The 10,859-nt window shown below is 66.9% G+C and carries 8 protein-coding genes; 3 read left to right on the forward strand and 5 right to left on the reverse strand.

Going from position 1 to position 10,859, the window contains the following annotated elements:
* Positions 1-215 precede the first annotated feature (215 nt).
* Together ACFW01_RS37965 and ACFW01_RS37970 are read right to left on the reverse strand one after the other, a co-directional pair.
* Positions 216-761, reverse strand: a complete 546-nt coding sequence (locus ACFW01_RS37965; RefSeq protein ID WP_384511346.1) for a TetR/AcrR family transcriptional regulator — start codon at positions 759-761, stop codon at positions 216-218.
* 16 nt (positions 762-777) lie between these two features.
* Entirely contained in the window at positions 778-2,295 is a 1,518-nt protein-coding gene (locus ACFW01_RS37970; RefSeq protein WP_384511349.1) for an MFS transporter, read from the reverse strand.
* A gap of 169 nt (positions 2,296-2,464) precedes the next feature.
* Between ACFW01_RS37970 and ACFW01_RS37975 the strand changes: the two genes are divergently transcribed.
* Positions 2,465-3,360, forward strand: a protein-coding gene (locus ACFW01_RS37975) for an IS5 family transposase (RefSeq protein ID WP_384511352.1) whose coding sequence is annotated in 2 segments (ribosomal slippage) — positions 2,465-2,822 and positions 2,822-3,360 — 897 coding nt in all. Because the reading frame shifts where the segments join, the coding sequence is not laid out codon by codon here.
* Between the two features lie 18 nt (positions 3,361-3,378).
* Here ACFW01_RS37975 and ACFW01_RS37980 read toward each other — a convergent pair.
* The 3 genes from ACFW01_RS37980 to ACFW01_RS37990 form a co-directional block, all read right to left on the reverse strand.
* The gene (locus ACFW01_RS37980; RefSeq protein ID WP_384511355.1) at positions 3,379-4,998 is read right to left on the reverse strand and encodes an MFS transporter; all 1,620 of its coding nucleotides are present in this window, start codon (positions 4,996-4,998) and stop codon (positions 3,379-3,381) included.
* A gap of 220 nt (positions 4,999-5,218) precedes the next feature.
* Positions 5,219-7,162: an ABC transporter ATP-binding protein gene (locus tag ACFW01_RS37985; protein ID WP_384511367.1), complete on the reverse strand. Its 1,944-nt coding sequence runs from the start codon at positions 7,160-7,162 to the stop codon at positions 5,219-5,221.
* 51 nt (positions 7,163-7,213) lie between these two features.
* A complete protein-coding gene (locus ACFW01_RS37990; protein WP_384511358.1) occupies positions 7,214-8,422 on the reverse strand; it encodes a cytochrome P450 in 1,209 nt (402 codons plus the stop codon).
* 501 nt (positions 8,423-8,923) lie between these two features.
* On the opposite strand from ACFW01_RS37990, the gene ACFW01_RS37995 reads away from it, so the two are divergent.
* On the forward strand, positions 8,924-9,136 hold the full coding sequence (locus ACFW01_RS37995; RefSeq protein WP_384511361.1) for an MbtH family protein: 213 nt from the start codon (positions 8,924-8,926) through the stop codon (positions 9,134-9,136).
* A 235-nt stretch (positions 9,137-9,371) separates the two neighbouring features.
* Positions 9,372-10,859, forward strand: a 1,488-nt coding sequence (locus ACFW01_RS38000; protein ID WP_384511364.1) for a condensation domain-containing protein, incomplete at its 3' end; no start/stop codon positions are given.

Raw genomic sequence — 10,859 nt, forward strand, 5'->3', positions numbered from 1 at the left:
CACTGAACGCCTTCGACATCACCTTCGACGGCCGCCTGACGGCGGCCCGCCAGTAACCCCAACCACCCTGGTTACACCGCTCGTTTGACAGACCCAAGCCGCGCCGTAGAGCATCCACCCCGGCTCACTGTGGCACGACCGGCTGGAGTGCTAGGCCGTGTCTGACAAATGATCCGGCGGATCTTGTGGGTTGAGGGTGAGGACAGTGTCGGTGGTCAGTCGTCGTCGCGGGTGAGAGTGCTGGCGATGCGTTCGGCGATGGCTTGCCTGAGGCCGGGGTCGAGGCGTTCGGCGGTGAGGGATTCGTACAGCCATAGCCCGTCGGCGGCCAGGCGGGCGATGAACCGGTCGAGCGTGGCGGGGTCGTCGGCGGGTGTGGCCGGGGGTGGTGCCCAGCGTTCGATCACCGCGTTCCAGGGGGCCGCATGGTCTGCGGTCGTCGCTCCTTCCAGCATGAACAACAGCTCGGCTCGGGTGGCGCTCTGGGTGGCTACGCGGGTGTAGGCGGTGAGCCGTTCGGCGTCGGTGGCTTCGTCCGCGGGCTTTGCCACCGCTGCGGCCATGCCTGCTTCCCATTGGTCGGCGAGGTGCTGGTGGATGGCCTGTACGAGGTCGTCGCGGGAGGTGAAGTGGTAGAGGAGGCCGCCCTTGGTCAGGCCGGCCTCGGCGGCGACGGAGTCGAAGGTGACGCTCTTGACGCCCTCGCGCTCCACGACGCGGGCGGCTGCTTCAAGGATCTGGGTTCGTTTGCTGGTCCGCATGATGCTCCTGGTCCGGTCAGTGGTGTGCTGGGGTTTCGACGGCACGTGCGGTGGTGGTCAGGGCTGATCCGGGGCCGTGTCGGCGCAGGAGGAGACCGGTGGCGATCGCGCCGAGAGCCATCACGGTGGTGATCACGACCATCACGGCGAAGTAGGCGGTGTCGAACGCGTCGGAGGCGGCGGTGATCAGTGAGGGGTTGTCCTTGCCCAGGGCGAGCGCGGTTTCGAGACTGTCGCGCGCCCGGTCCGGCACCCCTACGGGCAGGTCGATGGTCGTGCTGTAGACGGCGGTCAGGAGGCTGCCGAGGAGGGCGACTGCGATGAGGCTGCCGAACTCGTAGGAGACCTCCTCGACGGAGGAGGCCATACCTGCTCTGCGGGCCGGGACGTTGCCCATGATCGCGCTGGAAGCGACGGACATTGCCGCTCCGAGTCCGGCACCGGTGATCAGCAGCCCGGTCACCAGCAGGGTCATGCTGGTGTCGAAGCTGAGCAAGATCAGAAGGGCACCGGCGGTGCTGAGGGCGAGACCGCCCGCGACGATGGGCAGCAGGCCGACCTTGTGCAGGACGGCGCCGCCCACCATGGCTGTTGGCAGCGCGCCCAGGGCGACGGCGGCGACCAGGAGCCCGGCGTGGAGCGGGGTGAAGCCTTCCACGAGCTGGAAGCGCTGGGTGGTGACGAGCTGGACGCCGGCGATGGCGAACATGGACAGCCCGGCGGCCAGGACGCCGGCGAGGAACGCTCGGTTGCGGAAGATCGCGAAGTCCAGCAGGGGATAGGGCAGGCGGCGCTGCCGCCGGGTGAACGCCCAGGCGCCGGCAGCGGCCGCGAGAACGGCGGCAACCATGACCAGGGGGGCGGGGCTGGTCTTCGCCGCCTCCTTGATCGTGATCACGAGGCTGACCAGGGCGACGAGCGCGAGCAGCGAGGAGATCAGATCCCAGCGCTTGGAGGGGTCGGCGTCATTGGGGGGTGCGAGGACCAGTGTGGCGATGAGCGCCGCGATGACGACGGGGATGTTGATGAGGAAGACCGACCCCCACCAGAAGTGGTTGAGCAGGATGCCGCTGACGATCGGGCCGAGCCCGCTGCCCACGATCGCCAGGCTTCCCCAGACGGCGATGGCGATGTTGCGTTCGTGTTCGTCGTCGAACGTGAGCCGGATCAGGGCCAGGGTCGCGGGCATCATCACCGCCGCCCCCACCGCCAGGAACGCCCGGGCCGCGATCAGCGCCTCCGGGCTCTGCGAGACGGCGGCGGCCAGCGATGCGGCCCCGAAGACCACCAGGCCGATCAGGAACATCCGGCGGTGGCCCACCCGGTCGCCCAGCGTTCCGCTGCCCAGCAGCAGCCCGGCCATCACCACCGGATAGGCGTTGATGATCCACAGGCTCTGCGAACTGCTCGCGCCGAGATCCTCCACCAGCGTCGGCAACGCTGCGTACAGGATGGAATTGTCCAGGGTGATCAACAGCAGCCCCGCACTCACCACCGTGAGCATCAGCCAGCGCCGCTTCGTACTCAAAACCATCTCCGCACGCCTCTCGGCAGACCGTTACGACCTCATAACTATACCTTATGGAAGGTACAGTTATGAGCCGACGCTCTTCCAGGAGAGCCTCTGACCTGGCTTTTCCTCGTCCTGCCTGCGCGGCTTACCTGGAGGGGCGGACGGCGACCCAGTACGGGAGGACCCAGCCATGAGGGAGCGCGCGGTGGGCCGCGGGGAACTGCCGGACGCGGCCTGGAATCGTCTGGAGCGTTTGCTGCCGAAGGCAGCCGGACGGGGCCGGCCATGGCGTGATCACCGGCAGGTGATCAATGGAGTGCTGTGGCGGCTACGGACAGGCGCTCCGTGGCGCGACCTGCCGGAGCGTTACGGGCCATGGCGGACGGTGTACGAGCGGTTCGCACGCTGGGAAGCGGACGGCACATGGGCTCGCCTGCTGGAAGCAGTCCAGGCACGCGACGACTCGATCGGCGAGCTGGAGTGGACGGTGTCGGTGGACTCCACCATCAATCGAGCCCACCAGCACGCTGCGGGCGCCCACAAAAAGGGGCACAAGAGCGGGACGAACTGGGGTATGCGCCACATCCGACGCGTGGCCAGGCTCTCGGCAGGTCACGAGGCGGGCTGACGACCAAGGTCCACCTCGCGACCGACGGCCGCGGCCTGCCTCTGGCTATCGTGATCACCCCAGGCAATGTCAACGACTCCACGGTGTTCGACACGGTGCTGAACGCGGTGCGAGTGCCTCGCCTGTCTGCAGGTCGCCCCCGTCGCAGACCCCAGACGGTCATCGCGGACAGGGCATACTCATCACGGGCCATCCGGGCCGGCTTACGGCGCCGCGGCATCCGAGCAGTCATCCCTGAACGGTCCGACCAGATCGCCAACCGCCAACGCCGAGGATCAGCAGGCGGGCGGCCGCCAGCCTTTGATACAGAGCAGTACAAGGCCCGCAATGTGGTCGAACGGTGCTTCAGCAGGCTCAAGCAGTTCCGAGCCGTGGCCACCCGCTTCGACAAACTGGCAGCCCGCTACCTAGCCGGTCTCAGACTCGCCTCGCTCACCCTCTGGCTCCGCGAACTGTGATCATTTGTCAGACAGGCCCTAGGGGCAGGATGTGCCGCGCCGAAGCCCGTACGGCGCGGCGATCCTGTACTCCCCGGGCCTCGGCGCCTTCAGGATGGTCCACTCGCCGGTTCCCGTCAGACAGCCGTTGCCCGTGTCAACGCGCTTGCCGTCGGCGTCGACCACGGCCAACCAGGGCGACCACGCGATCCGGACCAGTACGGGCCCCGCGGACTTCACCGAGACCACGACCTCGCTCTCGTCAGCACGCACGGCGGTGGCGGGGGAATCGGCGAGCGGTTTCGGCCCGCTCACCCGGAAGAGCCTCCAGTTGGCGTCCGACCAGACCTCGGTCAGATACGGCAGCCCGGAGGCGACCAGATCGGCCTCTTCCTTCGCTCCTATGTCGGGCCGGTCGCCCCTGGGCAGCACGACATAGCGCACCGCCCACCGATCGAGCCACGTGCGGTAGTTCTCGGCGGTGAGGGTGCCGTCGTAGAAGAGCCCGTGTCGCTCTGTGTCGGCTTGGCGGTTCCAGCCACGGGCGAGGTTCACGTACGGGACAAGGGCCGAGGCCTCGCGGTGACTGCGGGTGGGGACGACCTCGACCCGGCCACCTTCCGCGTCACGGCGCTCCAGTTGTTCGACGAGAGGGGACAGCCCGCGCGTCCAGGCGGAGTCGGGAACGGTGAGAACGATGTCCGACACCGTCTTGTTCAAGGTCCAGGCGACTGCGCCGGCCAAGGCGAGCCAGACCACCAGGGCGCGCGGACGACGCCACACGCGGCCGCCTCCACGGTGATGCGGTGCCGCGGCGAGCAGCACGATGCCCCCGAACAGCAGAGCCAGACGCTCCACATTGCTGCCCACAGGCGAGGGGACCAGCCAGGTCGCGACCGTCCCCAGACCGTAGACGACCGCCCCGAGGCGCACGGTGCGCCACTGCGGCAGTGCGGTGCACGCCACGGCGACGGTGAACAGCAGGGGCACGATCGCCGTGGTGAGCGCCAGCGGCTGCACTCCCGAGAACGGGAACAACCAGACCGACAGCGACACCACACCGGGCAGCGGCAGCAGCAGTGCCAACCCCGTGGCGTAGCGCGCCTGCAGGATCAGTGCCCCTCCGACCACCGCGAGGAAGAGCCCGGCCACCGGGCTGCCGAGGGTGGCGAGCGTGGAAAGCAGCATCACCGCGGGGAGCTGGAAACGCCACGCCCATCGCCACCGCGAGTCCGCCCGGCCGGCACAGTGCCGAGGGCAGTACACCAGCGCCACCGCGCCGAGCCCGAAGAGGAGCCCCACGGCGAACGTCGCCCGCCCGGACGCGGCGTTGCCGACCAGGGCCACGGCCCCCCAGAGTGCCGGCACCAACGGGCGGTGCACCCAGCCGCAGCGGACGAGGATGAACGCCACGAGCCCCGCAGAGAGCGTCCCCGAAACCATTACCGTCGTACGCACGCCGACGGCCGCCATCAGATACGGCGAGATGACGCTGTACGACATCGGATGCATCCCGCCGTACCAGGCGAAGGTGTACGCGGAGTCCGGATGCCTGTCCGCGAAGCCGGCCCATGCGTCGTGGGCCGCGAGGTCGCCTCCGCTGTCGGCCAGGAATCGGAACCAGAGCAGGTGGAGAACACCCGCGGCGAACACCGTCACCGCGACCGGATGCCGCAGCGACCGCCGGGCCGGCCCGTGGGGGCTGCCTGCCGGTCTGTCCTGGTCGCTCCCGAGGCCGGGTTCCTCCGGCGGGGCGGGAGCGCGGCGGTCGCCGTCGACTGCCTCACTGCCATGTGGTTGCGCGCCGGTCATGCCGAGCCCGAATCAGGGATACCGCAACACTCGGCCCCGGACCCGTCAGGGCTCATGGTGTACCTGATCAAGCCGTCCCCGATGTCTTCACCTGGAGCGTGTCGCCGTCGGCCGGTTCGCTGCCGGATTTCTGCAGGGCGAACTGCGTACGGTACAGCTCCGCATAGAGCCCGTCCGTGACCAGAAGCTCCTCGTGGGTGCCGCGTTCACGGATCCGGCCACCGTCGATGACAATGATCTGGTCCGCTTCACGGACGGTCGACAGGCGGTGTGCGATGACGATCGAAGTCCGGTCGGTCAGGGCGGTCTTGAGCGCACGCTGGATCGCTGCCTCCGATTCGGAGTCCAGGTGTGCGGTCGCTTCGTCGAGGACGACGACGGGCGGTGACTTCAGCAGCAGCCGTGCGAGGGCGACGCGTTGCTTCTCCCCTCCGGAAAGCCGGTAGCCCCGGTCGCCGACCACGGTGTCCAGCCCGTCGGGCAGGGAGGCGATCGTGTCCCAGATGCGCGCCGACAGACACGCCTCGACCAGATCCTGCTCCGCGGCATCCGGCCGCGCGTACAGCAGGTTGGCCCGGATGGTGTCGTGGAACAGGTGGGCGTCCTGGGTGACCACGCCGATCGTGTCCCGCAGCGACTGGAGGGTCAGATCCTTGATCTCGTGGCCACCGACGCGCACGGACCCTTCGAGAACGTCGTACATGCGCGGCACAAGCTGGGTGATGGTTGACTTGCCGGCTCCCGACGGGCCGACGAGCGCCGTCAGTTTCCCGGCCGGAGCGACAAAGCTCAGGTCGCGCAGAATCCAGGTGTCGTCGGTCTGCTCGGAGACGCGCGCCCGATGTGATTCAAGGGATTCGAGCGAGACATCCTCGGCGGACGGATAGCGAAAGGAGACCCCGGAGAACTCGATGTCCGGCGCCTGCGCGCCAAAATCACCGACCGGCAGGGAACGTGCTCCTGGCTTTTCCGCGATGAGCGGCTCGAGGTCCAGCACTTCGAAGACCCGGTCGAAGCTGACGAGCGCCCTCATGAGCTCCATCTGCATGCCTGCCAGCTGACCTACCGGGCCGTAGAGCCGGAGCAGCAGGGTCACCAGGGCGACCAAGGTGCCGAGCGCCAGGGTGCCGTCGACGGCGAGGCTTCCTCCCAGGCCGTACACCAGCGCTGTCGTGAGAGAGGTGAGGGTGGCGACGGCGACCACGAACATCCGCGCGTAGACGATCTCGGTGATGGTGATGTCGCGTCTGCGACCCGCCTTCTGCGAGAACGATGCCGTTTCGTCCTCCGGCCGGCCGTACAGCTTGACCAGCATCGCCCCGGACACGTTGAAGCGTTCGTTCGACATGGAGCCCATCTCGGCGTCGAGCCGCATGCCTTCCCGAGCGAGCCGCTGGAGCCTCCTGCCGATCAGCCTTCCGGGGAGGAGAACCAGCGGCACGAGGAACAGCGAAGCCAGGGCGATCTGCCACGACAGGTAGAACATCGCGGCGAGTACGAGAACCAGTGTCAGGACAGCGGAAATCGTTTGGGTGAGCAGTGTGGTGACGGCCTGCCGGGCGCCGTTGATGTCAGTGCTGACCCGACTGACGAGGGAGCCGGTCTGCGCACGGGTGAAGAACGCGATCGGCTGCCGCTGCAGGTGCTCGAACAGCGAGGTACGCAGGTCGTAGACCAGACCTTCGCCGATCCGGCCGGAGAACCAGGCCTGCATGTAAAGCATGAACGCGTTCACCAGCGCCAGGGCCGCGATGGTCGCCGAAAGCCACACCACGACCGCGAGTTTCCCGGGCAGAATGCCGTCATCGATGATCATCTTGAGGATCAGCGGACTCGTCGCGGTGACGGCCGCGTCGAAAGCCGTGGTCAGCGCGAGGAAGAGCAGTGACCAGCGATGGCGCAGGGCATACGGGATGATGCGCCGCACCGTGCCGGGCCTGATCTTCTGGCGGGTGATCGACTTGTCATCGAACCGTGGACCCAACAGGCCCGGTCCCAGGCCGCCCGTCATGGACATGGAAGCTGTTCCTCGCTCTCGGGGTTCCCGGCGTTTCGACGCGTGTCAGTCGGCTGCTGGTGTCAGCCTCACCGGCAGATGCTCGGGCCCGTTGACGACGATCGATGTCAACTTTGCCGGAGAGCCCGCGAGTTCAACGCGGATGGACCGACGCAGAAGTTCTGCGTAGAGAATGCGCAGCTCAGCGCGAGCGAGGACGCTACCGAGGCAGAAATGCTCACCGAACCCCAGAGCCAAGTGCCGATTCGGCTTCCGACGCACATCGAACTCATCAGGATTCTCGAACACCGCGTCGTCGCGATTGGCGGAAGGCAGCCAGAAGGTGACCCGGTCGCCGACTTCGATGGTCTTCCCGTGAATCGTCGTCGGTTTCACCGCGGTGCGCATGATGTGGGTCGCCGTGGACGTCCAACGAAGGACTTCCTCGACCGCTGACGGCAGCAGATCCGGATCCTGTGACAGCATCCGCCACTGTTCGGGGTGCTCCAGGAAGGCGAGCATCCCGCCCGCGGCCGCGATACGTGTGTTCTCTGTCCCACCGACGAGCAGGTTGTCGCAGTTGAGAATAATGTCATCCGGAGTGAGAGGGGTCCCGTCGACGCTGGCCGTCGCCAGAACGCTGACCAGGTCGTCGGCGGGATTCGCGGCCTTGGCGGCCTGCAGCTCCTCGAAGTACCCAAGGATGTTCAGATGGGCGAACCGCTGGGTCATGGGATCGCCGGCGCCGAAGGCCTCACTGGTCAGCTTGAGCAAGTAGTCCCAGTCGGAACGCGGAACACCCATCATGCTGCAGATGACGTACAGCGGTACCCGCGCGGCGATGTCCGCCACGAAATCACAGGTCTCGCCGGCCAGCGCCTCGTCGATCACGTGACGGGTCACGTCGCGCATCTCCGATTCGAGAGCGCGCACCGAGCGCAGCGAGAACCAGTTGTCGACCAGTCCTCGCAACTGACGGTGGCGCGGGGGGTCGGTGAGCGCCAGTGTGCGACCACCGCCGGGGTCGTCTCCGTGATCGGCCGGACGCAACAGGATTCCGTTGGCCGAACTGAAGGTCTCCGAGTCCTGGTAAGCGGTGCGCACGTCCTCGTACCTGGTCAGCACCCAGAAACCCGGAAGATCGGCCGGCGGGTGCCAATACACGGGCGCGTTCGCACGGAGCCACTGCCACTGTGCGAAGGGATCGCCACTCGAGTACAGCTCAGGGTCCACCAGGTTTATGTCCGGAAGCCGCTCAACCGATTCGCTGCGCATGCGTGTACCTCATAATCGCTCGAATGTGACACCAAGTATCAGGTGTTGAACACTGGATACATTCAGTCGGATACTCGGCGGCGATACTGCGGGCGAATGGGAAGGCTGTCTGCGAACCTCGGTTCAGCGGTTGCGTGACGATCCGTTTGCATCCTCAATATGGCTGGCACCGTGGCACGTTGCCGAGGAGATCGTCAAGTCTTCGAAGGGACGGCCCGCATGCCAGAGACGGACGCTCGGGTGAGCCCGCCGTCGACAGCGTTCAATGGAGTTGACAGGGAGCTGAAGAGATGTGTTGCCGGGGTGTTCAACCGGTGCGCCGGCGCAGTTGAACACTCGAGCCCCGGCGGTGTGCGGCCCGACAGACCGAGCGTTGATCGTCTGCGGAACCATGATGCATAGTGATCCGGCAGCCAAGCACTCGCAGGGTCGGCGCGAAAAGCGCCGAGAGACTACTTCAGCGTTGCGATCCACATCATCCACTCGAGAGGGGACGGTGCTGTGACGAATCCGTTCGACGACCCCGACGCCAATTACCTGGTGCTGGTCAACCACGAGGGTCAGCACTCGCTTTGGCCCGTTTTTGTGGACGTACCCGAAGGCTGGGAGACCGTATTCGGTGAGGCGGGGCGCCAGGAATGCCTTGACTACATCGAGAAATCCTGGACGGACATGCGTCCCAAGAGCCTCATCGAGGCCATGGAAAAGAGCTGACGGGCCGTATCGCTCAGCCCGCGTAACACCATGTGCTGTGTCCCCGGGCGTCGGCCTTGCCGGCGCCCTTTGGGGTCTGACGAACCAACCGCGACGTGCGCCGGGCGCGCGCACGCATCACGAATCGTGGCCGTCGGGAGTCCCGCCGGGTCGCAACGTCGAATGATTGGGGTGTGCGGGAATGGCTGCAGAGTCCTCACATGGTGCTGCGTCCGAAGGGGGCCGCCGTGAGCTGATGGCCGGTCAGCTCGGCATTTGGAACGCCCAGCAGCTTTCACCCGGCAATCCCATCTACAACATCGCCGAATGCGTCGAAATCCGCGGCGAACTGAGGTTGGATCTCTTCGTCGACGCGCTGCGGCGCACCGTGGAGGAAGTCGGCACCTACTGGTTGCGCTTCCACACCGAGGAGGGAAAGCCCCCCTTCCAGTACCTCGACCGCGAGCGCACATACCCGGTCCATGTCATCGACCTCAGCGACACGGAGGACTCGGAAGCGGCCGCAGAGCAGTGGATGTGTGACGACGTGCGCCGGCCGGCTGACCCGATCAATGGCCCCTTGTTCGTCGAGACCGTGTTCAAGCTCGGACCGGCCCATTTCATCTGGTACCAGCGTGCCCACCACCTCGTCCTGGACGCCTACAGCGGGATGCTGATAGCCGGCCGCCTGGAGCAGATCTACGCTTCCCTCCTGGAAGGTCGCGAACTCGACGCGACGACCTTGGAACCGGTCTCCGTGCTCATGGATGCCGAACGCGCCTACCGGGACTCGGAGGATTTCGACCTCGACCGGCGGTTCTGGCTCGACGCCCTTGCGGACCTCCCAGAGCTCCCGGATCACTCCCGCCCGGGTAACCCGGGTTTCCGGGAACTGCCCGGAGCACCGATACGGCACACTGAGGAAATCGGCGCCGACGCCGCTGCCGACCTGCGCTCAGCCGCGCGGCGCATGCGAACCAGTCTCGCCGGCCTGATGGTCGCCGCCGCGGCCGTGTACCAGCACCGCACCACCGGGACACGCGATGCCGTGATCGCCGTCCCCGTCCTCGGCCGCACGGGTAAGCGCGAGCTGCGCATCCCCGGCATGATGGCCAACCTGCTGCCGGTCCGGATCACCATCGACCCCGACACATCGGTCGAGGACGTCGTACGCCAGACTTCGAAAAGGGTGCGGGAGGGCCTGCGCCACCAGCGTTATCGCTACGAGGACATGCACCGGGACCTGCACATGGTCGGGGGCGCCCCACTGTCCGGCCTGTACGTCAACGTCATGTCCTTCGCCTACCCGCTGACGTTCGGGGACTGCGTCATGAGCCTGCGCAACATTGCCCCGGGCCCCATCGACGATCTGGGGATCGACGTCTACGACAGATCGGGCAACGGCGCCCTCCAGATCGCCGTCGGCGCGAACCCCGCCCTGCACGACGCAACTGTGCTCACCGACTTCTCCCGACGCTTCCAGCGAGTCCTGACCTGGTTCACCACGGCCGAACCGACGGACGCCGTCGGCCAGGCGGAACTGCTGAGTGAGGCGGAGCGGGATCGGGTGCTGGTGGAGTGGAATGACACCGCGGTGGAGGTGCCGCGGGTGTCGGTGGCGGGGTTGTTCGAGGCGCAGGTGGTGCGGTCGCCGGGGGCGGTGGCGGTGGTCGCTGATGGTGGGGTTGAGGTGTCGTATGGGGAGTTGGATGTGCGGGCGAATCGTCTGGCGCGGTTGTTGGTG

Source organism: Streptomyces sp. NPDC058985, from assembly GCF_042740985.1.
GTDB lineage: Bacteria > Actinomycetota > Actinomycetes > Streptomycetales > Streptomycetaceae > Streptomyces.